This window comes from Novosphingobium sp. BL-S-24 (assembly GCF_055521575.1).
Window position 1 is genome coordinate 386,873 of the sequence record NZ_CM145487.1, and the last position, 23,999, is coordinate 410,871.

At 61.7% G+C, this 23,999-nt stretch carries 24 protein-coding genes; 8 read left to right on the top strand and 16 right to left on the bottom strand.

Translation table 11 applies throughout. The features are described from left to right. Positions 1-181: 181 nt before the first annotated feature. Positions 182-346, bottom strand: a complete 165-nt coding sequence (locus tag ACZ1JM_RS01560; protein ID WP_465132346.1) for a hypothetical protein — start codon at positions 344-346, stop codon at positions 182-184. 29 nt (positions 347-375) lie between these two features. Here ACZ1JM_RS01560 and ACZ1JM_RS01565 point away from each other — a divergent pair, with 29 nt between their 5' ends. Beyond that, positions 376-501: a hypothetical protein gene (locus ACZ1JM_RS01565; protein WP_465132347.1), complete on the top strand. Its 126-nt coding sequence runs from the start codon at positions 376-378 to the stop codon at positions 499-501. 23 nt (positions 502-524) lie between these two features. On the opposite strand, the gene ACZ1JM_RS01570 is transcribed toward ACZ1JM_RS01565, so the two are convergent. The 9 genes from ACZ1JM_RS01570 to ACZ1JM_RS01610 all read right to left on the bottom strand — a co-directional run bounded on the left by ACZ1JM_RS01570 (position 525) and on the right by ACZ1JM_RS01610 (position 11,044). Next, positions 525-2,117: a GMC family oxidoreductase gene (locus ACZ1JM_RS01570; protein ID WP_465132348.1), complete on the bottom strand. Its 1,593-nt coding sequence runs from the start codon at positions 2,115-2,117 to the stop codon at positions 525-527. A 17-nt stretch (positions 2,118-2,134) separates the two neighbouring features. Then, positions 2,135-3,034: an alpha/beta fold hydrolase gene (locus ACZ1JM_RS01575; RefSeq protein WP_465132349.1), complete on the bottom strand. Its 900-nt coding sequence runs from the start codon at positions 3,032-3,034 to the stop codon at positions 2,135-2,137. Positions 3,035-3,062: 28 nt separating this feature from the next. Further along, positions 3,063-4,238: a DUF1214 domain-containing protein gene (locus tag ACZ1JM_RS01580; protein ID WP_465132350.1), complete on the bottom strand. Its 1,176-nt coding sequence runs from the start codon at positions 4,236-4,238 to the stop codon at positions 3,063-3,065. A gap of 102 nt (positions 4,239-4,340) precedes the next feature. Next, complete coding sequence (locus tag ACZ1JM_RS01585; protein ID WP_465132351.1) at positions 4,341-5,801, bottom strand: aldehyde dehydrogenase family protein; 1,461 nt, start codon at positions 5,799-5,801, stop codon at positions 4,341-4,343. A 28-nt stretch (positions 5,802-5,829) separates the two neighbouring features. Then, positions 5,830-7,086 carry a cytochrome P450 gene (locus ACZ1JM_RS01590; protein ID WP_465132352.1) on the bottom strand — a complete coding sequence of 419 codons (1,257 nt, stop codon included), beginning with the start codon at positions 7,084-7,086 and terminating at the stop codon, positions 5,830-5,832. Between the two features lie 18 nt (positions 7,087-7,104). Continuing rightward, positions 7,105-8,145, bottom strand: a complete 1,041-nt coding sequence (locus ACZ1JM_RS01595) for an SDR family NAD(P)-dependent oxidoreductase (protein ID WP_465132353.1) — start codon at positions 8,143-8,145, stop codon at positions 7,105-7,107. A 413-nt stretch (positions 8,146-8,558) separates the two neighbouring features. Further along, positions 8,559-9,194 carry a TetR/AcrR family transcriptional regulator gene (locus ACZ1JM_RS01600; RefSeq protein ID WP_465132354.1) on the bottom strand — a complete coding sequence of 212 codons (636 nt, stop codon included), beginning with the start codon at positions 9,192-9,194 and terminating at the stop codon, positions 8,559-8,561. Between the two features lie 134 nt (positions 9,195-9,328). After that, complete coding sequence (locus ACZ1JM_RS01605; RefSeq protein ID WP_465132355.1) at positions 9,329-9,511, bottom strand: hypothetical protein; 183 nt, start codon at positions 9,509-9,511, stop codon at positions 9,329-9,331. Positions 9,512-9,943: 432 nt separating this feature from the next. Further along, entirely contained in the window at positions 9,944-11,044 is a 1,101-nt protein-coding gene (locus ACZ1JM_RS01610) for a helix-turn-helix transcriptional regulator (protein ID WP_465132356.1), read from the bottom strand. 84 nt (positions 11,045-11,128) lie between these two features. Between ACZ1JM_RS01610 and cysD the strand changes: the two genes are divergently transcribed. From cysD to ACZ1JM_RS01625, 3 genes are all read left to right on the top strand, one after another. After that, positions 11,129-12,040 carry a sulfate adenylyltransferase subunit CysD gene (cysD, locus tag ACZ1JM_RS01615; RefSeq protein ID WP_465132357.1) on the top strand — a complete coding sequence of 304 codons (912 nt, stop codon included), beginning with the start codon at positions 11,129-11,131 and terminating at the stop codon, positions 12,038-12,040. Between the two features lie 145 nt (positions 12,041-12,185). After that, on the top strand, positions 12,186-14,099 hold the full coding sequence (gene cysN / locus ACZ1JM_RS01620; RefSeq protein WP_465132358.1) for a sulfate adenylyltransferase subunit CysN: 1,914 nt from the start codon (positions 12,186-12,188) through the stop codon (positions 14,097-14,099). Positions 14,100-14,110: 11 nt separating this feature from the next. After that, on the top strand, positions 14,111-14,875 hold the full coding sequence (locus ACZ1JM_RS01625) for a 3'(2'),5'-bisphosphate nucleotidase CysQ (RefSeq protein ID WP_465132553.1): 765 nt from the start codon (positions 14,111-14,113) through the stop codon (positions 14,873-14,875). A gap of 117 nt (positions 14,876-14,992) precedes the next feature. Here the strand turns inward: ACZ1JM_RS01625 and ACZ1JM_RS01630 are convergent, their stop codons facing one another. Both ACZ1JM_RS01630 and ACZ1JM_RS01635 read right to left on the bottom strand, forming a co-directional pair. Further along, positions 14,993-16,258 (bottom strand): metal-dependent hydrolase family protein, encoded by a 1,266-nt coding sequence (locus ACZ1JM_RS01630; RefSeq protein WP_465132359.1) that lies wholly within the window; start codon positions 16,256-16,258, stop codon positions 14,993-14,995. Between the two features lie 23 nt (positions 16,259-16,281). Next, positions 16,282-16,737: a VOC family protein gene (locus ACZ1JM_RS01635; RefSeq protein ID WP_465132360.1), complete on the bottom strand. Its 456-nt coding sequence runs from the start codon at positions 16,735-16,737 to the stop codon at positions 16,282-16,284. A 259-nt stretch (positions 16,738-16,996) separates the two neighbouring features. Here ACZ1JM_RS01635 and ACZ1JM_RS01640 point away from each other — a divergent pair, with 259 nt between their 5' ends. Beyond that, entirely contained in the window at positions 16,997-17,269 is a 273-nt protein-coding gene (locus ACZ1JM_RS01640) for a hypothetical protein (protein ID WP_465132361.1), read from the top strand. Continuing rightward, positions 17,270-18,469 (top strand): class I adenylate-forming enzyme family protein, encoded by a 1,200-nt coding sequence (locus ACZ1JM_RS01645; protein WP_465132362.1) that lies wholly within the window; start codon positions 17,270-17,272, stop codon positions 18,467-18,469. Positions 18,470-18,476: 7 nt separating this feature from the next. Here the strand turns inward: ACZ1JM_RS01645 and ACZ1JM_RS01650 are convergent, their stop codons facing one another. The 4 genes from ACZ1JM_RS01650 to ACZ1JM_RS01665 are packed head-to-tail and all read right to left on the bottom strand — an operon-like array spanning position 18,477 to position 21,311. Next, positions 18,477-19,307, bottom strand: coding sequence for an SDR family NAD(P)-dependent oxidoreductase (locus tag ACZ1JM_RS01650; protein WP_465132363.1), 831 nt, complete (start codon positions 19,305-19,307; stop codon positions 18,477-18,479). A gap of 29 nt (positions 19,308-19,336) precedes the next feature. After that, positions 19,337-20,164: an SDR family NAD(P)-dependent oxidoreductase gene (locus ACZ1JM_RS01655; RefSeq protein ID WP_465132364.1), complete on the bottom strand. Its 828-nt coding sequence runs from the start codon at positions 20,162-20,164 to the stop codon at positions 19,337-19,339. Between the two features lie 55 nt (positions 20,165-20,219). Further along, the gene (locus ACZ1JM_RS01660; protein ID WP_465132365.1) at positions 20,220-21,125 is read right to left on the bottom strand and encodes an enoyl-CoA hydratase-related protein; all 906 of its coding nucleotides are present in this window, start codon (positions 21,123-21,125) and stop codon (positions 20,220-20,222) included. Between the two features lie 18 nt (positions 21,126-21,143). Next, a complete protein-coding gene (locus ACZ1JM_RS01665; RefSeq protein WP_465132366.1) occupies positions 21,144-21,311 on the bottom strand; it encodes a hypothetical protein in 168 nt (55 codons plus the stop codon). Between ACZ1JM_RS01665 and ACZ1JM_RS01670 the strand changes: the two genes are divergently transcribed. Together ACZ1JM_RS01670 and ACZ1JM_RS01675 are read left to right on the top strand one after the other, a co-directional pair. Continuing rightward, on the top strand, positions 21,298-22,122 hold the full coding sequence (locus ACZ1JM_RS01670; protein ID WP_465132367.1) for a TetR/AcrR family transcriptional regulator: 825 nt from the start codon (positions 21,298-21,300) through the stop codon (positions 22,120-22,122). The two genes, ACZ1JM_RS01665 and ACZ1JM_RS01670, sit on opposite strands and share 14 nt — an antisense overlap. 64 nt (positions 22,123-22,186) lie before the next feature. Then, positions 22,187-23,914 carry an FAD-binding protein gene (locus ACZ1JM_RS01675; protein ID WP_465132368.1) on the top strand — a complete coding sequence of 576 codons (1,728 nt, stop codon included), beginning with the start codon at positions 22,187-22,189 and terminating at the stop codon, positions 23,912-23,914. Positions 23,915-23,999 lie beyond the last annotated feature (85 nt).

A 23,999-nucleotide genomic window follows, 5' to 3' on the forward strand; every position in this document is an offset into this window, starting at 1 on the left:
GGGTTCCGCCGGTCCCATGTCCGCGCCAGTAGGCGGGCTGATGATCGCAGTAGGCCAGCATCGCAGGGGCCATCTGCACAATCTGGGCAAGGCTAATCCCTTTCCTATTCCCGCCGACGATTGGTCCCGACAGCTGGACAACCATCGATTACGATCCAGACGACCTTCTGGTGGTGCATCCCTACCCCCATGGCGGCATGCCGAACCGGTCGGACCACCTGCGCATCTCGTTCGACACGCGCGTCCAGGCGGCGGCGCGACTCAGTACCTTCGCTGCGACGGTGACGGCGGTGACGCCTCGTTCGGTGACGGTGGAGGCGGACGATCCTGCCGTGGGCAGGGTCACGCTACTAGGCGAAGGAAACCTATATCCGCGTGCGCTATGCTGCCCAGCGTGAGGACTTCGCGGGCTTCGCAGACTATACCGTACCGGGGATGCATCTGGTCGTCGTGCGCGTGGGCAATCGGGCAGCGATGCTGCGCCAGGGCTCACGTCCCTGACCAGCCTGATTTGGCGTAGCCGTTCAACCCGCCGCCATATCTTCCCTAAACAGTTCGGCGGCGCGCTCGGCGAGCGCAATGGTCGCGGCATTGGTGTTGCCGGACACAACGTTCGGCATGGCCGACGCATCCACTACGCGCAAATGCCCGACGCCGCGCACGCGCAAGCGCGGATCGAGCACAGCGTCGGCTCCCCCCATGCGGCATGTGCCAGCGGGGTGATAACCGATCCCAGCAGTCTCCCGGACCAGTGCTTCCCACTGAGCGTCGCTCTGCGGCGTATGCGCGGGGAAATTGTCTCCCACAACATGGCTCGCCAGCGGTTCGGTACGGAAAACCCTGTCCAGCACTTTGCCGAACGAGATCAGCCGCGCCATGTCCCGCTCGTCGCCTAGCAAGCGATGGTCGATCAGTGGTTTGTCGTGGGGGTCGGTGCTGGCAAGCCGGATCTCCCCCCGGCTATCGGGCTGCATGCAGTTGCCGCCAATGGTAATGCCAGGCTTGTCGTGCATTTTCGGCACGCCTGCGTCGAAATTGATGGCGAGCGGGATAAAGCTGACGGTAATGTCGGCTTCCTCCAGATCCGGTGAGGATTTGACCCCCGCCATCACATGCACGGCGGCCGACGCCATCGGTCCCTTCTTCGTCACCATCCACCGGACCAAATTCTTGCCGATAGTCCAAGGGCCAAAGGGACTGTTATAGGTCGGCACGTCAACCAGCTTGCTCATCGACATGCCGCAATGTTCCTGAAGATTGCGGCCTACGGGCAGGTTTGCGACAACCGAAATGCCCATGTCGGCCAGGTGTGCCGCTGGGCCGATGCCTGATCGCATCAGGATGGCCGGCGACTGGATCGCGCCGCCTGACACGATAGTTTCGCGCGCGAGAATGTCGGTAGTTTTGCCATCGCGAAGGATGCGCACGCCGACCGCACACCCGTTTTCGATCAACACCCGGTCTGCAATCGCCTCTGTCAGGATGGTGAGGTTGGGCCGCTTACGCGCTGCGGCCAGATAGGTGTTCGCGACGCTGCGCCGACGTCCGCCATAGGCGGTGGTCAGAATGTCGTAGACCCCAAACTGGTCGCCCGCGCAATACTCGTCCAGATGCGGCACACCATTGCCGACAAAGGCTTCGATCACTGCATCGCTCAGTTCATGCCGGGCATTGGAGCGACCGACTATTAAAGGGCCGTTCGCGCCATGCCATTGCGACGGTGGCCCCTGATAGGCTTCGGCCTTGCGGAAATAAGTGAGCATGGTCAGCCAGTCCCAACCGTCCGCTCCAGCCGAAACCCAGCGATCATAGTCCCGGCTGTTGCCGCGCACATAGACCATGCCGTTGATCGCGCTCGACCCGCCCAGCATCTTGCCGCCGGACCAGCCCATCATCCGGTCGGCTATGCTCGGGTCAGGTGCGGTTCGGTAGGTCCAGTCGAAGCCGCCGCGACCCATCATCGCGAAGGATCCGGCTGGCATCGTGACGAACAGGCTGGACGAGCGCTCCTTGCCTGCCTCGATCAGGAGGATCCGCAAACTCGGGTCTTCGCTAAGGCGCGCGGCCAGCACGCCCCCCGCGCTGCCCGATCCGACTATGACGATATCCGCGTCCACATGCGCTCTCCCTAGCTTCAGTGGCAATGACGCGCGCGCATTTCCTCAAAGAAAGCGAGCGCGCCCAAGTGATAAGCCCGGCCGACATGGTGCAGGCTCATATTATGCCCGCTGTCCGGGCAGACATACGGACGTGGATCGACGCTGGCGGTCAGCCAGCGCACGACCTGCGTCGCCGTCTCTGGCGTGACGACGGATGAGCGTTCGAACTCCGCGAAAGTCCAGCGCATCGGGCAAACGATGCGCGCCGCGATATCGGCAAGCTGCGGCGGAATGTCGAGTAATTCGGTGATTTCCAGCACGACAGAGCGATGCGGCATCGGATCATCGTCAATCACCGCAGGATCGAAGCTGCCGTCCGGGCCAAAGAACATGGCGCGCAACGCGTCTGACCCCATTTCCGGCATCAGCACCTCACCCGCCGCACGCGTGGCGGCCAGCCCGGCGCGGATGCCCTCTTCCTGTTCAGGCGTGAAGCGGACCGGCGTACCGCCAACCTCTATCCCCGCCAGGCCGCGCCCGCGTGGATCGGCAGCAGCGATCATGGAGAGCGTTGCGCCGAGCGAATGTCCGATCAGGAAAACCGGCATCTTCCGCTCCGCAGTCAGCCGGTCGATCAACGCGAAAAGAAGGTCGATCTGGCCAGCCAGCGACAGGCCGGCTGGAAAGGCGGAAAGGCTTTCATTATGGCCGGGCCTGTCGACCGCCACGACATCGAAACCCAACGCGGCCCCCAATGTCAGCAGCGACGCATCGGGCGCGGCGGGATGGTGCCAGTAGCGCGCATCATGCCCGCCGCCATGCAGGGCGATCACCAGCCCGCGTGGATCGACCGTCGATGCACGCAGCATAGATAGCCGTCGGCCGTCGATATCGACCACCGACCGCGCCATCACCCCACCTGCTCCGTTCACCATCCCGTCCCTCCTCCTTACCCGCCGGACGTCACCATTTGCAGCGCATCTGGTTACCGGTGAGGCGCTTGCGCATCTGTGCAGCGCGCTGCTCCCCGGTCGAGCGTGGCGACTTGTCGCCCAGATAGGCCGCGACTTCTGACAGCTTCATCCGTTTGATCTCCGGGATCGGGTGCGAAGAGCAGCGGTTCCAACGACCGATCAGCATGCCATAGAGATGGTCGCCAGTGTCGAGCCAATTGGCGAACCCCGGATCGGTGGCGCACAGAACAGCGCGGAACTTGCCGTCGCTGTCGATCGCAGCGGTCAGCCCGTTGAGGCTGGACTGGCGATAGGTGGTGTCGACCTGGTTCCACAGGCCATCGATGACCTGCACGTTCCAATAATGGCGCTGCTCGGGCAGGTCGGTCTCCAGCACCAGCGCCTCGTCCGCACCGAGATCGAAAACCATCTCGAAATATGCCTGCGGCCAGCCCTTGCCGGTGCCCATGTCCTGGAATGTATGGATATGCATCTTGTTGACGAAGCCGCCTTCATGCGGACGCCGTACGGCGGCAAGACCGATGCGGGTGATCCGTAGGACATAGGCGGCCAGCTGGCGCAGCTTGGCATCGACGATTTCGGGGGCCATGCGCGGACGTGGCGGCATGGGGTCCAGCCGCTCGACCGCGATCCGCACATCCTTGTCCACGCCCCAGTCATAGCTGAACTGGCGCAGCAGGATGAAATCAACCTCATTCGCCAATTCGTACCAATCGCCGTCGTAACCGGCGGGGCGTTTGGCACTGAAAATGACGCTGAACTGGCCGTCGGCGTCGATCTTGAAACTATCGACGTCGAATTCGCCGAAATTTCCGCCCGGCACATCGTCCATGCCGAACACCCTGTTGCCCAACGTCAGGTTGGCGACGATGGCGGTGCCGCGCTGGCCGGTGATGCGATAGGTCCCAGCCGGATTGAGCGCCGAATAATGATAGACCGCATCCGGGTTGGGCTGGAGCGTGAACACCGAATTTTCGAACGGGACGAATTCGGGATAGTCCGGATCGGTGCCAAAGATCAGGAAATAGGCCTGCGACGCGTTCATCGCCAATTGTCGTAACAGGTCTGCGCGCAGTTGATCATCGACCGGCGCAGTCGCCTCGTTAATCAGTGCCTCTGCCGGCTTCAGCAGGTCGGCAAATTCAGTCCAGCTCAGCATATGCATTTCTCTCGTTCTCGTAGTGGATGGCAGGGATCGCCCCTGTCGCAATCCAGTCGAGCCGCGTCTGGTAACGTAGGCGTACCGGAAAACCGTCGTCCAGATCTGCTAGAAACCGATCCAGATATTCTTTGGCCTCAAAAACTCGCGCAACCCGGCCTGTCCGCCGAGCCGGCCCTGCCCGCTCTGGCCAACCCCGCCGAACGGTGCGGATACGGGCAAGCCCCGAAACCCGTTCACGAAGATATTGCCTGCCACCATCCGCTGCGCGAGCGTGTGCGCACGCTTCAGGTCGCGGGTCCAGATATAGCCAGCCAGCCCGAATTCGGTATCGTTCGCCATGGCGACGGCCTCCTCCTCGGTCTCGAACTTCAGGACGGCCTGCACCGGCCCGAACACTTCCTTCTGCGACAATTCGGACCCGTGCGCGACATCGGCGAACAATGTCGGCGCGACATAGAAGCCATCCGCCATGGCCCCGCCCATCCGCGCACCGCCCGCAATCAGGCGTGCGCCATCCTCCCGCGCCCGGTCGATCATCCCGACGATGCGGTGAACCGCACGCTCATCGACGACCGGCCCCAGCACGGTGGTTGGGTCGAATGGATCGCCGACCGTCACACCGGCGGTAAATGCCGCCAGCCGCTCCAGCACCTCGTCATAGATGCTGGCATGGACCAGCAGGCGGCTGGGGTTGCAACAACCCTGCCCGCTGTTGTTGATCATGCCGCCCAGGGCATGCGGGGTCAGCGCGTCGAAATCCGCATCGGGAAAGACCAGCTGCGCCGACTTGCCGCCGAGTTCCAGCTGCACCGGTGTCATGCGCGGCGCGGCGGTCGCCAGAATATGCTGTGCGGTCGCCCCGCTGCCGGTGAAGCTGATCTTGTCAACGCCCGGATGCCCCGTCAGCGCCCTGCCCGCTTCGGGACCGCCCGGGACGATGTTGACGACGCCCGCAGGCAACCCCGCCTCCAGGCATAGTTCACCGATCCGGATAGCCGCATAGGGAGCGAGTTCCGGCGGCTTGACGATGACGCAATTGCCCGCCGCCAGCGCCGGGGCCAGCACCATGCCCAGCGCATAGACCGGGCCGTTCCATGGAATGATGACGGCAACCACGCCGAAAGGTTCGTCAAGCGTATAGTCGAACGCGGGACCGGGCCATACCGGGATCACCTCGCCGCCGATCTTGTCGGTCCAACCGGCATAATAGAGGAAATTATCCGCCGCGACATGCGGGCCCCACTGCGCCGTCGCGATCGGGATGCTGTTGTCGATCACCGACAGGCGCGCGAGCGAATCCGCTTCGGCCCGGATCAGGTGGGCAAGGCGGATCAGCAGGTCGCGCCGCTCGTTGCCGGGCATATTGGCCCATAGCGGCGCCGCCGCGCGCGCAGCGACGACAGCCTGGTCGATTTCCTCACCGCCGGCGAGCGGGATTTCACCGGTCACCTTGCCGGTGGCTGCATAGACGTGGCTGTGCGTGCCGCCACTGGCGCTGCTGATGTGACGGTTGCCGATCAGCAACGCCCGCTGGGGCAGTATCGAAATATCGGCGTTTGCTATCATAATATCATTCCGTTCCATTCGGGCCTGTTCACTCGATGATCAGGTGCAGCGCATCGATGCCCGGTACAGAGTTCATGTGGACATGTATGTCATGGTCCGGATCGAGCCTGAAATCTGGTATGCGATTTAGCCATTCCTCCAGGAAGATCCTGAGTTCGGTGCGCGCCAGCGGTGCACCGACGCATTTGTGCGGGCCGTTGCCAAAGGTGTTATGCGCGGGCTGGCCGTTGGCGGCGAAGACATTGGGCCTGTCGAAATCAACCTCGAATGGACCATCGTATAGCCGATCGTCTATGCTGGAGCATCCGATCGGAACCATGATCATCTCGTCGGCCTTCATCGTCGCGCCCTTGCGTTCGACATCGGACATGATGAGGCGGCCGGTGTTCGACAGGCCGAAGCGACGCAGATATTCCTCCGCCGCGCGCGGCACCACATCTGGGTCCTCGATGATCCGGCGACGATGCTCTGGATGGGTGGCGAGATGCCGCGCCGTGAAGGTCAGCATAGACGCAACCGTATCCAGTCCGCCAAAGAACAGAACGAGCGCCATTCCCAGCACCTCCATTTCACTTTGGTACCGGGGATTGTCGCGCCACCTGGCGATCGCACTCATCAGGTCGTCGCCCGGATTGCGATAGCGTTCGTCCAGCACCTCCTTCAGATAGCCCACGATCGGGGCCAACGCCCTGTCACGCGTCGGCTGGTCTACGGCCGTCATATAAGCCTTGCCCCAGCCGACGAATTCCTCGCGCCGGTCGAGAGGCAGGTCCACGATGCCCAGGAACATCACGACTGGCAGGATGCTCGCAAACTCCTTGGTGAATTCGCAGCGTCCCCGCGTCTTGATACCCTCGATCAGTTCAACGGCGATGGCGCGCGCCTTGTCGGTCATCCCCGCCACCTTCTTGGGGCTGATATGGGGGTTTATGATCGCGCGATAACGGGCATGGTTTGGCGGATCGACGGTCAGCGGCGGCATGATGATGCGGCTGGAACCCCGCGGGATCGAAAACACCTCGTGGCTGAAGATCGCGAAATTTTCCTGCACCCATTTGATGTCGTCCGCACGCGTGACGATCCAGTGGCCCCCATTGTGCGGCGTCCATACTATGTCGTGCTCCGCGTCGCGCAGCCGCTTGAGGATGGTGTAATTATCCTCGCCGATCGGAATATCGGCCAGATAATTATAGTCGACCTCCCGTTCCGCCGGGACATGGGCAGGTCTGGCGACCTTGCCAAAATTGCCGCTGCCCTTGGTCTCGATCTTCGTGACGCTCGCCATCTTGGCCTCCTTGCGCGATCAGCCGACCAGGTAACCGCCATCCACTGGCATGATGTGCCCCGTCATATAACTGGCTGCTGGACTGGCCAGGAACAGGATCGCGCTTGCCAGTTGGATCGGCGCGGCAACGCCCAACAGCAGTCGCCCCGGCATGGTGATTGGACCGCGCATCTCGAAATGCTGGTTCGGATCCTCGCGCATCCGGCGCGCACCGCCGGTATCGACACCGCCGGGCATCACGGCATTGATGCGAATGCCGTCCGCCGCAAATTCCGTAGCCATGCTCTTGGTGATCGAATTGATGCCTGCCTTCGAAGAATCATAATGCACGTTGTTGACGATCGTCGGCAGGGCCGTACCGATGGTCGATATATTGATGATCGCACCTCCGCGCTCTTTGCCCTGCCCGCGCATGATGATCACCGCTTCGCGTGAGCAAAGAAAAGTGCCGCGGGTATTGACCGCGTGCATCCGGTCCCAGTCCGACACGCTCATTTCGAAGAAATCGGCTTTAGGCCGGTATGCGGCGTTGTTGACGAGGATGTCGATCCCGCCAAAGGCCTCGACCGCGTGGGCGGCCATCGCCTTGACCTTTTCCTCTTCCGACACATCGACCTTGACCGCGATCGCTTCACCACCGGCCGCGACGATTTCATTGGCGACGCGCTGGGCCTGTTCCTCGACCAGATCGGCGACCACGACACTAGCGCCGGCATGGGCGAATAGTTTCGACGTCGCCTCCCCGATGCCCGATCCTGCACCGGTTATGATCGCGACCTTGCCGGGAACGGCGTAAAGGTTGTTGATGATATCTTGGGAAATAGGCATGGCTATCCTTCCATAGTCATATTCTGTTGTTTTGGCCCCTGTCGGTTGCGTATCCGACGGCGGGCGATGCGGTACGTCGCCGTACATCTTCAGGCACGGATCGCTTAGGCCGACAAACTCGGTATAGACGCCAAGGTCGTTGCGGGTGTCAGCATAGGCGTAGCGCAAATGCCCATCCATCCCCGTCCCGATCATGTCCGTGCCGATGCCCAGGTGATCGATGGTAGCCAACAGTTTACCCCAATTATCGGGATGAACCCGATATCCCAGATGATGCAGGCGCGCGGCGGACCCGTCCGCTGGCAACCAGTCCGTGTAGAGTGCGGGCGCACCCCACCCAGCTCCAATATTTCAATCATGGTCTCGCCGATCCCGGCATGGGCCGACTGCATCCAATCGCACGCGCGCTTGCGAGGGTATTTGGTCACCCCGAAACACTCACCCAGGCAGACGATGACCGTTTCAATATCGGAGTCACGTAGCCAAACTGATAAATCGATCCAGCGGCAGCGACACGAAAGCCCTTTGCTTTTTGGACCGTTCGCAACAAGCGCGCCTCTCCCACCTATTGTCTTAAGGCATATTCCTAAAGTCAATTCGAGATCGAGACAAGCGGACTAGACGGAAGATGCCGGGCAACCGCATCAGCTTGGCCAAGGCCGCAGACAATGCGCCACGACCATATCGATGGCTTCCCGCATAAAACTATCATCACTTGCTAATGGCCTGCCATCGGCGATGTCGGCGTCGCGCTCGACCACCATGTCGAGGAAGGCATTGACCGCGAAGCGAAGGCGCCAGCGCATCTGCTCGATCGAAATGCTGGACGCGATTGCGGCAAGCATCGTCATTGCGTCCGCACTGGCCGGTGTGCAAGCCGGTCCATCTTCACGCAGACGGCGCCATTCGCGCCATCGCATCGTGGCAAGGAAGAAGATGGCGTAATGGTGGCGCCCTTCCGCATCGACGGTTTCGAAAAGCGGCAGGATCAGCGTGCGTACTACCGCATGGCCGTTGTCCGTCATATTCTCTGACCGCAATTGCGCCAACAGCTGCTGGCGGCGGGTTTGGAGTATTGGCAGGCAATAGGCCCAGAGCGCTCTCACCCGATCCGCGCGATCGCCGAAATGATAACTGACCGCCGATTTGTTAGCGACCTTCGCAGCCAGTCCGATCTGGCGGATGGACGCGCCTTCGATGCCAAACTCCCCAAAACAGGCGTTCGGCTGTCCCCAGAATTGCGATTGGCGTGTAAGCCCGAAAATATGCACGTTCGCCATGTTCGCTGCGTCCGCGTCGCTTCGTCAAAGGAAGCTGTAACGTCCCGTTCAGCCGCTTACGCCCAGCGCCGCGCGCAGTACCGTATAGACTGCCTCACGTTGAGCGCCCGATTGTGATGATCGACGGGTAAGCCCTAATAATGCCGACGGATCAGCCCTGCACGTACAAGGTCTGACACGGCGCGGCTGACATTGCACCGGCCCGACTGGAGCAGCCGCTCACGCACCTCGTTCCGCACAGCCATCTCAGCCACATCATCATCATCATCGGGGAGCTTCCCCTGTGCAGCCAGATCACCGCGCACTTGATCAACCAACGCGCGTCGCGCTGCGCCATCGGGATCAGCGCGCAGCTTAGCTAATCACGCAACCGCACACGACGCGTGCCTTCGCACACATAAGGGCCGGCGCTGTCTGACCTTCCAGCAGCCCAGGCAATGAGGTTGAGTACCATGAAGGTATAGCGTGGCCGGGCAGACACGCCGGCGAGCCGCTACACCAGACCTGGCAGACCCAGCGTTTCCGGAGAAAGAGTTGGGGCAAAAAGATCGAATTGACACATGGAACATTTCAAGCACAAAGCCGAGTCAGTGTGGATCCCCTTTCGGCCTTTGCCCGGAACATTACTGCTTTTTCCACGTGTGACACTTTACCGGAGCAGCTTGGTAAAGTGTCATCGTCGGCATTTGCGGAGTTCCACCGCGCCGTACATCGTTGGCTTCAGCAACACAGCGACTGTCGAAAGCCTGTCACACGATGGCCAGAACCCCTGTCAGGACGATGCGAACCAGATCGGCCTGCCCCCGCGCGCCGGTCTTGGAATAGATTTTCTTCGTATAGTTGCGGGCCGTTTCCAACGTCAGACCGAGTTCTTCCGCCGCCTCCGCAATGGAATGGCCTTGCGCGATCGCCCAGGCCAGCCGCGCCTCACTGGGCAGCAGGCCGAACAGCTCTACCAATTGGTCGCGCCGGTCCCGGCGCGACGAATGGTCACCACTGACATAAACGATGGCGGCAGATGCCGCTTCGGGGAGGATCAGCCGCCCCTTCGCCGGCGCGACTAATATGTCCATCCACGGATCCTGGCTGAGGTTGAAGGCTCGCGCCTGCCCCTCCTGATCATCGGCGAAGCGGCGAACAATCGCACCCACCGCGCGATCAATCGACGCCGCAGCGAAGGAAAGCCGCCCGTAGCGGTCGCGCCGCATAAGCGCCGATCGCCCGAAAATTCGGTCCATGTTGGGTGTCGTATCGATGATACGACACCGCGCATCCAGCGCCACCCAGCCAAAATTCAGCCGACCGATCGCCTCGGACGAGATGGACGACCGCATCCGTTCCCTTTCCAGCGCGACGAACGTACGCAGCGCATGCCGCAGATGCGGAACCAGACGACTGAGCAGGGCACTGGTCGCAGCGCGGAAGTCGCGACCGTCCCCGACCGTCAGCCAGGCGTCGATGCCGCTCGGCTCCGTCACCCGCACGATCCGATGATACCGCAGCCCTATGGGGTCCAATATATCGCGGTAAAAGGCGGCATGCGACGGGTCGTGTGGGTCAATCATTTCAGGCAATGTATAAACCCGCCCTTCGCGGATGCGCCGGTGCGGCAGTGGATCGCCGTCGAACCGCTCCTCCAGAAGCGCCGCCGCTTCTGGCGGCAAGGGGGTGCCCGCCCAAAGCGTTCCGACGATCGAGTTGTCTGCGTTGCGGAAGCTTAGATTGGCATGCAGCGCCCCGGTCTGGTCGCGGAGCTTTTTGAGAAACCCGTCCCACAACGGGCGCTCAAAAAAGCCTTCGTTTAAGGCGAGGATGAGCGCGGCATCGTTCGTCGAAGTAAATCCAGCCATGGATCATCGCTACGACCTCCCATATGGGAGGTCAAGGAGGCCCCGCTTTTTGGCATCAGGGTTCAAAGCGAATAAGGAGAGGATATGACGGACACTGCAACCCTAACGCATCTGGAGCGCCTGGAAGCTGAAAGCATCCACATCCTGCGTGAGGTCGTCGCCGAAGCGGAAAAGCCGGTGATGCTCTACAGCGTGGGCAAGGATTCGGCCGTGATGCTCCACCTGGCGCGCAAGGCCTTCTATCCCTCGCCGCCGCCCTTCCCGCTGCTGCACGTCGACACAACTTGGAAATTCAAGGCGATGTACGAGCTGCGCGATAAGATGGCGCGTGACAGCGGTATGGAGTTGCTCGTCTACCAAAATCCCGAAGCTAGGGAGCGGGGGATCAACCCGTTCGATCATGGCGCTTTGCACACGGACATGTGGAAGACCGAAGGCTTGAAGCAGGCGCTCAACCTCTACGGGTTCGATGCGGCCTTCGGTGGCGCGCGCCGTGACGAGGAAAAGAGCCGCGCGAAAGAACGCGTATTCTCCTTCCGCACCGCGTCGCACGGCTGGGATCCCAAGAACCAGCGGCCCGAGCTGTGGAATCTCTACAATGCCCGCAAGAACAAGGGCGAATCAATTCGCATCTTCCCGATCTCCAACTGGACCGAGCTGGACATCTGGCAGTATATTCACCTTAACGACGTGCCCATCGTCCCGCTCTATTTCGCGGACAAGCGGCCCACGGTGGAGCGCGACGGCATGCTGCTGATGGTCGATGACGAACGCTTCCCGCTGCAGCCGGGCGAGGAGCCCTTGATGCGGTCCATCCGCTTCCGCACGCTGGGCTGCTATCCGCTGACCGGAGCGGTAGAGAGCGAGGCGATGACTCTACCGCAGGTCATCCAGGAAACGTTGCTGACTACGACATCGGAACGTCAGGGCCGCGCGATCGACAAGGATGCCGGCGGCGCCGGAATGGAGAAGAAGAAGCAGGAAGGCTATTTCTGATGCGCACCGTCATCCGCGAAGCGGGTGACGAAGCATTGGCCCCAGCAACGATTGGGACCTTGCGCCTTCAGGCAGAACTTCCGCCCAGATCACCAAGATGCCAACCTGCTCTTGCGTGATGGAACAGAATGACGGGACAGACGACATGACCGACACCGTTGAAGAACCTATCTACAAAACCGACGCCCTCATTGCCGAGGATATCGACGCCTATCTGGACACTCATCAGCACAAGACGATGCTGCGCTTCATCACCTGCGGGTCAGTAGATGACGGCAAGTCGACGCTGATCGGCCGCCTGCTCTACGACAGCAAGATGATCTTTGAAGATCAGCTCGAAGCGCTCCAATCCGATTCCAAGAAGGTCGGAACCCAAGGGCAGGAGATCGACTTCGCCCTCCTTGTCGATGGTCTCGCCGCCGAGCGCGAACAGGGCATCACCATCGACGTCGCCTATCGCTTCTTCAACACCGAAAAACGCAAGTTCATCGTCGCGGATACACCCGGCCATGAACAATATACGCGCAACATGGTGACGGGCGCCTCGACTGCCGACCTGGCCGTCATCCTGATCGATGCGCGCAAGGGCGTGCTGGTGCAGACGCGCCGCCATAGCTATCTGGCGCATCTGATCGGCATCAAGAATATCGTGCTGGCGATCAACAAGATGGACTTGGTCGACTATGATCAGGCAGTCTATGACGCGATCCTGAAGGATTACACCGAATTCGCCCGATCAATCGGGATAACCGCCTTCACCCCGATCCCCATTTCCGGCTTCAAGGGCGACAACATCACCAGCCCCAGCGCGAATACGCCCTGGTATAAGGGGCTGGCGCTGATGGAGCATCTCGAAACCGTGGAGGTCGATCAGGTTTCTGACCAGGAAAAGCCATTCCGCATGGCAGTGCAGTGGGTCAATCGTCCGAACCTGGATTTCCGGGGATTCTCGGGTCAGATCGCAACGGGCGCTGTTCGCGTTGGCGACACCATTCGCGTCCTGCCCTCGGGAAAGACCTCGACGGTGTCGCGCATTGTCACGCTCGACGGTGATCTGGAGACGGCGATTGCCGGCCAGTCCGTCACGATCTGCTTCGCTGATGAGGTCGATTGTTCGCGCGGCGACGTGATCGCCACCGCGATCAACCCGCCCCAAGCAGCCGACCAGTTCGAATCAACCATTGTGTGGATGGCCGATGAAGAAATGCTGCCGGGCCGCCCCTATTGGCTGAAACTCGGAACGCAGACCGTGACCGCGACGGTGCAGGCGCCCAAATATCAGGTCAACGTCAATACGATGGAGCATCTGGCGGCCAAGACGCTAGACCTGAACGCTATCGGGGTCGCCAACCTGTCTACCGACAAGTCGATCACGTTCGAGCCTTATAGCGACAACCGGACGCTGGGCGGCTTCATCCTGATAGACAAGATCACCAACGCCACGGTGGCTGCCGGCATGCTGCATTTCAGCCTTCGCCGGGCGCAGAATGTCCACTGGCAGCCTACCGACGTCAGCCGTGAAAGCCATGCGGCGATGAAGAACCAGAAACCGGTCGTACTTTGGTTCACCGGGCTTTCGGGCGCGGGCAAATCGACCATCGCCAACATTGTCGAAAAGAAGCTGGCGCGGATGAACCGCCACACCTTCCTGCTCGACGGCGACAATGTGCGCCACGGTCTCAACAAGGATCTGGGCTTCACTGATGCTGACCGCGTGGAAAATATCCGCCGCGTGGGCGAGGTGGCCAAGCTCATGACCGACGCGGGTCTGATCGTCATCACCGCCTTCATCTCGCCGTTCCGTGCCGAGCGCGAGATGGTCCGCCAGATGATGCAGCCGGGTGAGTTCATCGAAGTGCATATCGACACTTCGTTGACGGACGCCGAAGCAAGGGATGTCAAGGGTCTCTATGCCAAGGCGCGATCGGGTGATCTCAAGAACTTCACGGGCATCGACAGCCCCTATGAAGCGCCGGAGGATCCTGAAATCCGCATCGACACGACCTCGCTCACGGCCGAAGAAGCGGCCGAGGAAATCGTCAAGAGGCTGATCCCATGAGCGTTTCCGAAATGCAGCAGGCCATGACCGACGGCGATCTCGCCGCCCATCTGGCTGAGGTCGCCGGACGTATCCTGGTCGAGGTCCGCTCGTCCGGCCTGTTCAGTGCCAAGGCGCTGGGCAAGGCTGGCGACCAGACCGCTAACCAATTCCTCTGCCATGCCCTGCGTGAGGTGCGGCCGCAGGATGGCCTACTCTCGGAGGAGGAGAAGGACAATGCCGATCGTCTCGCCCAGTCGCGGGTGTGGATCGTCGATCCGGTCGACGGCACGCGCGAATATGGCGAGGCACGGGCCGACTGGGCCGTGCATGTCGGCATGGCGGTAGACGGCAAGCCGGTGCTGGGCGCTGTTGCCCTCCCCGGCTTCGAAGGGGGGAAAGTGTTACGATCGGACCAGCCGGTCGTGGTGCCGCCGGCCCCCGCAATGCTGCGCATGGTAGTGAGCCGCACTCGTCCCGCCAAGGAAGCGATCGCCGTTGCCGAGGCGCTGGGTGCCGAATTGGTGCCGATGGGCAGCGCGGGCGCGAAAGCGATGGCGGTGATCCTGGGCCAGGCAGACATTTATCTGCATAGCGGTGGACAATATGAATGGGATTCGATGGCGCCCGTCGCGGTCGCTACCGCCCATGGCCTGCACTGTTCGCGTATCGACGGCAGCCCGCTCGTCTATAATCAGGCGGACGTCTATCTGCCCGATCTCCTGATCTGCCGCAAGGAGCATGCCGATCAGGTGCTGAAGCTGATCGCCGGCCTGGAACCCGCCGACGCAGCCTGAGAGGCTCTATCGTTCCCAAGCGTCCCCGGCGAGCGGTCCTTCGCCGGGTGACCGCGTCAAAGTCTGTCAGTCGACACGGCTTGATCTTCGCGCCTCGCGCGCTGATATTGCGGCCGCTCACTCGGCAGCGATAGCCATTGGCGCCACGGCCTCCTGTGGGGCCTTGTGCAGCACGCCGCCCTTCATGATCAGGCGCAGCCGGCTCGCATCGGCCACGATGGCAGGGTCGCTCGTCGGATCGCCATCGACCAGCAGCAGGTCCGCGGCCCTGCCCTGCGCGATTTCGCCCGCATCCATGCCCATCGCCAGCCCGCCATGATAGGTCGCGGCCCGTAGTGCCTCCTGGGGCGAAAAGCCAAGATAAGTGACAAGATGGGCCACGTCGTTGGCGTTGGTACCGTTGGGCATGAAGTTCACGCCATAATCGCCGCCGATCAGCATCCGCAGCCCGCGCTGGCGCAGGCTGCTATGCGTAGCGATGTTCGATGCCATCGCCTGGCGCACCATCATCCTTTCCAGCAGCGGCTCGGGAAAGCCACTCTGGTGCAGCAGGCCGTGATAAAAGCCGATCGTTGGGCTGACGAAGACACGGTCCTTCGCCGCCTCCAGCATGTCGAGTGCTTCCTCATCGCAGAAGTCAGCATGATGAATGATGCGCACGCCGCAGCGGACCGCGCGCTTCACTGACTCGGCGGATCGTGCATGGGCCACCGTCACCAGATTGAGTTCGGCGGCAGTATCGCAGGCCATGCGCACCTCTTCCTCGGACAGGGTCGTTACCCGCCCATGCGGTCGGGGGAAGAAATCATCGCCCGAAATGTTGAGCTTTATGACGTCTACGCCCTCGCGATAACAGAGGCGCACTGCCTTGCGCACTTCTTCGGGTCCATCGACGACCAAACCGGACACGTCGCGCCGCTGGTGCATCTGGCCAGTATCGTTGAGGCCACCGGTCGCGGTCAGGGTCGGGCTGGACGCCATCAGGCGCGGGCCGGGGATGCGCCCGGAGTCGATCTCATTGCGTACCACCACCTCGGACCGCAGCTTTGGAGATCCGGCCCCCACGACGCCAGTGAAACCCGCGTCAATCATCAGCCGCGCATTGTGCATGGTGAGGAAGATCATCTCCTCGGGCGGCGTGTCTTCGATCGCTGTGGGGCTGGGATCGTCCGGGAAGCTCAGATGCCCGTGCGCATCGACCAGCCCAGGCATGAGTGTCGCGCCCGCCGCATCAATGATGCGTGCGTCATCAGCCTGTAGGCCTCCCGTCGGCGCGACTGCGGCGATTGTCCCGTCCTCGATCAGAACGTCGCGCACGGTCCGGCCATCATCCCGGCCATTCCAGACCAGGCCACCGCGGATCATGATGCGTGAAGACGCCATTTTTCTTCCTTTCAGTTCACTAATCATCCCTGTGTGGGGTCGGCATCAATGATTTCCTGGAGTTCTATCACATTGCTGAACGGATCGCGGCCATAGACAGTGCGCACCCCGGCCTTGTCGATCGGATCGCTGTGAAACCGCATGCCGGCTGCCTTCAGTCGTCCGTGCAGGCCAAGCACATCCTGCACATCCAGACACAGGTGGGTGAACCCGTGCATGTGGACCGGCCGATCGTCCATGGCCGGCGTCTGAGCGGGTGTTTCAAATTCGAACATTTCGATCTTGAAGTCGCCGAAGGTCAGGAAGGCAACATTCGCCGACGCGCCATCCAGACCCATGATCCGATCGATATCCGCGTCCGCCGCAAATTCCCCCGATCCCAACTCGCTGAAGCCCAGCAAGCCGACATAGAAGCCCCGCCCTTCATCCAGCGACGGCACCGACGTGCCAACATGATGCAGAAAATTGATCCTGCCCATCCATACTCTCCCGATCGCGGGTCCAGAGGCCGTTTGCCGCGAAGTCGCTTTGTGTTCTTGGAGCTGAAGATGGCAAGGCGACGTCAAGCCGACAAGCGCAATTCAAAACCGTCTCCTATTATCATATCCATCATCGCGCCTGTCGCGACACCATTCGGCCAGGCGCGCATCAGCAGCGTTGTTCGAACGCGCGACTCAAGGCACCATCCGGCAACAACCGCCGACCATGGGTCGAGCACGGAACCTCAAGGAGAGGCACATGGATATTGCGGCAGCCTTTGCCGATACGCTGATTTCCCGTCCCGACGTGCTGGCCTATGCCGGCGGCGGGCTGACCATGACATGGCGAGAGGTAGATGTGATGACCGGCGCGATGCTGGCGGCGCTGGATGGCGTGCCGAGCGACGCTGCGATCGGCATCCTCGCCCGCACCCGTCCCGCCATGGTGGCGGCGTTCGTGCGCCTGTTCATGGACGGACGCGACACCATCATGATGCACGCCTTTCAGCCGCGCCTGGCCCTGATCGCCTAGTTGCGGGAAAAGCGGATCGCCGCACTGGTGGCGGAAGAGGCCGATATCGACGCAGCGCTGGAAGAGTTTGCGCGCGACGCCGGCATGCGGCTGATCGGAGTGACGACGCAGACGGCGCGGTTGGAGGAGCCGGGCGGCCTTTGGCAGACCGGCGATTATCCGCGGTCGGCGGGCGATGGCGGTATCATAATGCTGACCAGCGGCACGACCGGCGCGCCTAAACATGTCGCGCTGAGCCGCTCTACCATAGAAGCGGCGGCAATCGGATCGATGACCAGCATGGGCTATTCGCCCGCCGGCAAAGAGAAGCCGCTGCATTTCGTCACAGGGCTCGCTTTTCCGCTCGGCAGTATCTCAGGGGTTTATAATAGCGTGGCAACGGCCGCAGTGGGCGCGACCCTGTGCCTGCTCGAAAAATTCTCGGTCGAAACCTATGTCGATCTTGTGCGGCGCTACCCACAGCAGATCATCGGCATGCCGCCCGCCGGCATCAAGATGATGCTGGATGCAGACCTGCCTTCCGATCTGTTCGGCGGGGCGACCCACTGCATGACGGGATCAGCATCGCTCGACCCCGACGTGCAGGAAGCCTTTGAACGCAAGTTCGGCTTGCCCGTCTACACGTCCTATGGGGCTACCGAGTTCGGCGGGATGATCGCCTGCTGGTCGCGCGCCGACCATGAAAATCATTGGCGTCAAAAACGGGGCGCGGTGGGGCGCGCGCTGCCCGGCGCGCATATCCGCGTCGTCGATCCGGCCAGCGGCGACCCGCTACCGCCTGGATCGCCGGGCCGGTTGGAAACGCAGGTCGATCGCATCGGACCGGACTGGCTGTCGACTAACGATCTGGCGGTGATCGACGAGGATGGCTTCCTCTTCATCAAGGGCCGTGCCGACGACGTAATTACGCGCGGCGGATTCAAAATCGATCCAGCGACGATCAATACCGCGCTGGAGCAACATCCCGCCGTGGCGGAGGCAGAGACGCTGGGCCGCGCGGACGCCCGACTGGGGCAGGTGCCGGTATCGGCAGTAGTGCTGCATCCGGGCCAGGATGCGACGGCCGATGGCCTGACCGCGTTCGTGCGTAAGCGAATCGTCGGCTACGCCGTGCCGGCAGAAATCCGCGTGATCGATGCCATCCCGCGCAACCCGTCCTTCAAGGTCGATCGGCGCGAACTAGCAAAATTGCTGGAATGAACACCTCCTAACCCGTTGGCGGCTTCCACCCGCCCGACAATGCCAGGAAAACCGCATCGGAATGCAGGGCGCCAGCGCTCATGCCCTGGTCGATCGCAATAGTCGCGCCGGTGATCGCCCGCGCGCCATCGCTGGCGAGCAGAACGGCCGCGTCGGCGATATCGGACAGCGGCGTGCCGGTCAGCGACCGGGGCAGATATTGCCCGAAATCCGCTTCCTTGCCGTTCAACCATTGCGATATGTCATCTACGACCGTCGCTGCGCCACCGGTCGGTGCGCCGCCGATCAGGATGATGTTCGACCGAATATTGTCGTGCTGATATTCGACCGCCAGCGTGTTGGACATCTGGATGAGGCCCGCCTTGGCCGCATTATAAGCGATTGATCCCGCCACCGCGCGGATGCCCTGGATCGACGCGAGCGACAGGACGACGCCGCCACCTGCCGGGATCATGTGATGAATCGCCCTCCGCGCGCAGACATGCGGGCCGTAGAGATTGAGCCGCATCACCGCGTCGAACGCGGCCTCGTCGACCTGTGCGCTGGGCATCCATTTGCCGCTGCCACCGGCATTGTTGATCAGGACATCGATCCGCCCATATTCGGCGACGGCCGCGTCGATGAAGGCTTCGCAGTCGGCCTCCCGTGTGACGTCGGCGGGTACGAAGCGGCATTGTCCTCCGGCGGCACGGATCGCCTGCTCGACCTTGGCGCCCTTGTCAGCCTGGATGTCGCACCCCAGGACGCGGACACCCTGCGCGGCAAAGGCGGTCGCCATCGCTCGCCCGATACCTGACCCGATGCCGGTGATGGCGACGACCTTGTCTTTCACGTCCATAGCGCGTTCCTCTCAAGTGCTTGTCGGCTCTACCCGCATCTTGCCCATCGCCGCATGCTGCCGACCCAGTCGCCCGAATCCTTGTCCAGCACCCCTTCCATCGTCACATGCCGGACACCGCCATCAACGTTGATGTTTTCACCCGTTACATAGGCCGCGTCGGGACCGATGATGAAGGCGACGACGCTTGCCACATCCCCCGCCTCTCCCACGCGCTTGAGCGGGATGCGTGCGCCCGCGCGCAGCTTGTCGTCAGGGTTGGCGAATGCGATTTCGGTGGATCGCGACATGGTGATGCCGGGCGACACGCAGTTCACGCGGATGCCGTAGCGACCCCACTCATAGGCCATCTGTTGCACGAGCATCTTGAGCGCCGCCTTGGCCGGGGGATAGGCGTTGGTGTTGATGCCAACGAGTTCGCTGGAAGTCGATCCAATCGCGCACATTGACCCCTGAGATTGGCGGAGCGCCGGATGAGCAGCCTGACCCAGCAGGAAGAAAGCGCGGCAGTTGACGGCGAAGACCGTATCCCAATCCGCCAGTTTCGTCTTGAGCAGCGTGCCCCCGATCGCGCCGCCCGCATTGTGGACCACGGCGTCCAAGCCGCCGCAAAAGGCGACCGCCTGTTCGACCAGCCGCGCGGGCACCGCCGGATCGTTGAGGTCGCAGGCCAATCCCAGCGCGTCGGCGCCGGTTGCCTTCAGTTCCTCGACCAGACGATCGAGATCAACGGACTGGCCGGTCGCGCTGACGACGATCTTGGCCCGCTCGCCTTTCTTGCGTGCGTCCTGCGCGATCTGCAGGCAGATGGCGCGGCCGATGCCCCGGCTGCCGCCCGTTACCAGAACTCGAGTCATAATCTTACTCCGCTATTGGATGGGACGAACGGGGGACGGGGGCAAACTGGCGCAATCATCCGCGCGGGTGGAAAGCACGCGGCGTCACACTGAGCGGGGCCTCGCCCCACTCCTCCTCGCGCGGTTTCCACCAGGGGTAAAAGGCGGGCAAGTCGGTTGAGGGTTTGAGCGGAAAGTCGGGCTTGCGCTTTTCCAGGAATGACCCAAACCCCTCGCGCGTGTCAGGGGTCCGCGCCATCGCCATCAACGCGGCGGTGTCCAGCCGGTTAGATTCAGCGATCGGCTGTTCCATCAACCGCCACATCATCGCCCGGATCATCGCCACCGATACGGGCGCAGCATTATCGATAATCTCGCGCGCGATCTCAGTCGCGCGGGGTATCAGCCCATCCTTCGCCGTAATCTCGCGTACCAGCCCCGCCTCCTTCGCTTCCTCGACGGAGAAGAAGCGGCCGCTCGCCGCCCATTCGATCGCGCGGGAAATGCCGACGATGCGCGGCAGGAACCAGCATTGGTTGGATTCGGGGATGAAGCCACGGCGCGCGAAAGGAATGGCGAAGCGCGCGCCCTCCACCGCGATGCGAAGGTCGGCGGCGAGGCTGAGCGAGATGCCGAAGCCGATCGCCGGGCCGTTATAAGCGACGATGATGAACTTCTTATGCTCGTACATCTGCATGGTGATGAGGCCACCGGGATCGCGGCTGCGTCCCTGGAAAGGCACATATTCGGTGGAGTTGGGGTCCATGCCCTCGGACCCGCTTATCTCCACCCCGCTACAGAAATAGTCGCCGCTACCCGTCAGCAGCACTACTCGTACCGCGTCGTCCGCGTCCGCCCGTGCCAGCGCATGGCGGATCTCGTCGCCCATGCGGAAGGTCATCATGTTGCGCTTGTCGGGCCGGTTAAGGCGGATGGTCAGCAGCCCGGCGTCCAGCTCGGTCTCGATAAATTCATAGTCCATCAGCACCGTCTCCTCACATTACGATATGTTGGTGGGTTCGGGCCTGACGCTTGCCGGGTTCTTCGCAATGTCTTCCTTCCCATCTTTCTTTACGAAGATGGTAGGGCTGTATCGCGCCGCGTCATGCGTGACGGTGTCTTCACGGCCGATATTATGGTCGTAATTGTCAGTATTGGAGTTCGCCATCGCGCCCTTCCCGTCCCTAATATGTGGGGCTATTGCCATCGGTCCGATCAGCGGGCGTGATTCACTTTGTTCCGCGCAGATTCTTTCTGTGCAAGAACGCGTCGTAGCCTGCTTGCATCTCGGTAAGAAACGGAAGGATCGAAACATGGGTGCCCAGATGACGAAGGAGAGCCCGCAATCGGAGACCGTCGTTGTGTCCGAGGCTCTGCGTTTCGGCGGCAACCTGCGGCGCATGCAAGCGATCGATGCGGCAGCCCATGTTTTTTCTCGCTTTGGCTATCATGGCGCGGGCATGCGGGCGATCGCCGAACTGCGCGGAATAAAGGTGGCAAGCCTTTACACCTATTTCAGCTCCAAGGATGAGGCGCTGGAGATGGTGTGTCGCGTGGGTATAGAATATCCGCTGGCATGGCTGCGTCTGGCTTGCGAGGAAGAGGTCGGATTCGAGGCGCGCGTTCACCGGTTTTTTGCCGACCATCACAAGCATATCGTCCAAAACTGTGACTATGTTTCGGTGTTCATGAACGAGAGGCGCTATCTGACGACGGAGGCCACTGCCCGTATCAATGCAGTAGCGCGCGAAATGCGTTTCATATTCGAAGAGCTGTTCGCCGATGCGCAGGCTGATGGCAAAATGGACGTCGCTTTGTCACCCCGCATGGCGCGTCTGATGATGATCGGCGTACTGCGCAATATAACGCAATTTTATCTGGAAGGGCCGGTAGCCGATTTCGATAATCTGGTATGGCATTCTGCAGATCATTTTCTGCGGGGCGTAGCTCCACGTGCTCCGCTTGCTGTTCCCCAATGACATCCGTTTGAATTTGATCGCTTCCTGATCCTCCATACGACCAGGCAGTGCCAGGAGAATCCCTTTGACCTTACCTACGCCTGAATCCTTTGTGCTCGAACCCGAATATGACTTCGTCATCGTCGGCAGTGGCGGCGGCTCCATGTGCGCCGCCATCATGGCGCTTAATGCCGGGCTAAAACCCGTGATCCTTGAAAAGCGCAACGAGATCGGTGGGTCGACCGGCTTTTCCGGCGGCGTCTGGTGGGTGCCCAACAACCATGTGATGAAGAGCCACGGCGCACAGGATTCGGAGGAACAGGCCAACCGCTATTTCGACGCCGTCGTGAAATTCGTCGGCAAGGGCACGACGCCACAGCGGCGCGAAGCCTTCATCAAGCAAGCGCCCGAGATGATCCGCTTCCTGGAAGCGGAGGGTATGAAGTTTGAATATCCCGACGGCTGGGCCGACTATTATGACGAACGCGACGGCGGGCATTCGCGCGGTCGGTCGCTGATGGCTGAACCGTACGACTCGAAGAAGTTGGGACCGTGGCGCAAGAAGCTGTCGCTCTACGCACCGTTCACCGGCATTCCCTTCGGTTCCTTCACCATGATCCAGATGCTGATGCTCAAGCGGACGTGGAAGGCAAAAGGCATCGCCGCCCGGCTTGGGCTGGCGCTGATGCGCGACAAACTGCTGGGACGCGACGTGGTGGCCAGCGGCGGCGCCATTCAGGCGCGTATGCTGGAAATGACCCTCAAGCGCGGTATCCCCATCTTTACCGGCTTCGCAACCGACCGGCTGGTGGAGGAGGACGGACGGGTTGTGGCGGTCGAGGGCCAGCATCAAGGCAACCGCGTCACTGTGCGCTCGCGCTACGGCGTCCTGATCAACGCCGGCGGCTTTGCCCGCAATGACTCCATGCGCCAGAAATATCAGCGCCATCCGATCAGCGCGTCATGGACTAATGCCAATCCCGGCGAAACCGGCGAGATGCTTGAGGAGATGATGCGGCTGGGCGCAGAGACCGAGAATATGGATCTGGCGGTATGGGTTCCGACGTCGCTCAACCCTGACGGTTCGGCACCAGCGGGCGCGACCGGCAAGGATGGCGGGGTCTATCCGTTCATGCACAATGCCGACATTGCGACGCCGAACATCATGTGGGTCGACAAGGGCGGCAACCGTTTCGTCAACGAATGCGCTTCCTACATGGAACTGGGCGAGCGGATGTACGAATCTGGTGCAACGCCCGGTTACGCAATCTTTGACCAAAATCATATGGAACGTTACCCTTACGGCCCCATGCTCCCCGGTATGAAGCCGGTGAAGCGATGGCTGGCGGACGGTTTCCTGATCAAGGCCGATACGATCGAGGATCTGGCCAGCCAGGCGGGGATCGACCCTGCGGGACTGAGTGCGCAGGTCAAGCGGTTCAACCATTATGCGCAGACCGGTGTGGATGAGGAGTTCCACAAGGGTGAGCGGCAATATGATCGCTTTCGCGGCGATCCGACGATCAAGCCCAATCCGTGCCTGGGCCCGATCGCGCGCGCGCCCTTTTATGCCGTGCGCATCTATCCAGGTGACGTCGGCACCTTCGGCGGCGTGGTGACGGACGAGCACGCGCGCGTCCTGCGGCAGGACGGATCAATCATCGACGGGCTATACGCCACCGGCAACTGCACCTCCTCAGTGATGGGCCGCACTTATCCGGGCGCGGGGGCGAGCATCTCGCCTTCCTTCGCCTTTGGCTATATCGCCGCGAAGGACGCGGCCGAAAAAGCGCACAACCGCAGGGCGGCGTAAGCAGAGGGTTGCGGGCGGCATCATAGCCGCCAGCAGATTCACACCTCGACGTTCGAATTGCCTTGCTTAACCGCCTTTAGCCATT

What these genes read in the sequence shown, in the direction of transcription:
- ACZ1JM_RS01630 (WP_465132359.1), bottom strand. Translation starts at nt 16,258, where the DNA reads ATGGCGTCTTCACGCATCATGATCCGCGGTGGCCTGGTCTGGAATGGC.
- cysN (WP_465132358.1), top strand. Translation starts at nt 12,186, where the DNA reads ATGACCGACACCGTTGAAGAACCTATCTACAAAACCGACGCCCTCATT.
- ACZ1JM_RS01590 (WP_465132352.1), bottom strand. Translation starts at nt 7,086, where the DNA reads ATGGCGAGCGTCACGAAGATCGAGACCAAGGGCAGCGGCAATTTTGGC.
- ACZ1JM_RS01655 (WP_465132364.1), bottom strand. Translation starts at nt 20,164, where the DNA reads ATGACTCGAGTTCTGGTAACGGGCGGCAGCCGGGGCATCGGCCGCGCC.
- ACZ1JM_RS01575 (WP_465132349.1), bottom strand. Translation starts at nt 3,034, where the DNA reads ATGGTGAACGGAGCAGGTGGGGTGATGGCGCGGTCGGTGGTCGATATC.
- ACZ1JM_RS01610 (WP_465132356.1), bottom strand. Translation starts at nt 11,044, where the DNA reads ATGGCTGGATTTACTTCGACGAACGATGCCGCGCTCATCCTCGCCTTA.
- ACZ1JM_RS01650 (WP_465132363.1), bottom strand. Translation starts at nt 19,307, where the DNA reads ATGGACGTGAAAGACAAGGTCGTCGCCATCACCGGCATCGGGTCAGGT.
- ACZ1JM_RS01585 (WP_465132351.1), bottom strand. Translation starts at nt 5,801, where the DNA reads ATGATAGCAAACGCCGATATTTCGATACTGCCCCAGCGGGCGTTGCTG.
- ACZ1JM_RS01580 (WP_465132350.1), bottom strand. Translation starts at nt 4,238, where the DNA reads ATGCATATGCTGAGCTGGACTGAATTTGCCGACCTGCTGAAGCCGGCA.
- ACZ1JM_RS01600 (WP_465132354.1), bottom strand. Translation starts at nt 9,194, where the DNA reads ATGGCGAACGTGCATATTTTCGGGCTTACACGCCAATCGCAATTCTGG.
- ACZ1JM_RS01660 (WP_465132365.1), bottom strand. Translation starts at nt 21,125, where the DNA reads ATGGACTATGAATTTATCGAGACCGAGCTGGACGCCGGGCTGCTGACC.
- ACZ1JM_RS01665 (WP_465132366.1), bottom strand. Translation starts at nt 21,311, where the DNA reads ATGGCGAACTCCAATACTGACAATTACGACCATAATATCGGCCGTGAA.
- cysD (WP_465132357.1), top strand. Translation starts at nt 11,129, where the DNA reads ATGACGGACACTGCAACCCTAACGCATCTGGAGCGCCTGGAAGCTGAA.
- ACZ1JM_RS01635 (WP_465132360.1), bottom strand. Translation starts at nt 16,737, where the DNA reads ATGGGCAGGATCAATTTTCTGCATCATGTTGGCACGTCGGTGCCGTCG.
- ACZ1JM_RS01640 (WP_465132361.1), top strand. Translation starts at nt 16,997, where the DNA reads ATGGATATTGCGGCAGCCTTTGCCGATACGCTGATTTCCCGTCCCGAC.
- ACZ1JM_RS01625 (WP_465132553.1), top strand. Translation starts at nt 14,111, where the DNA reads ATGCAGCAGGCCATGACCGACGGCGATCTCGCCGCCCATCTGGCTGAG.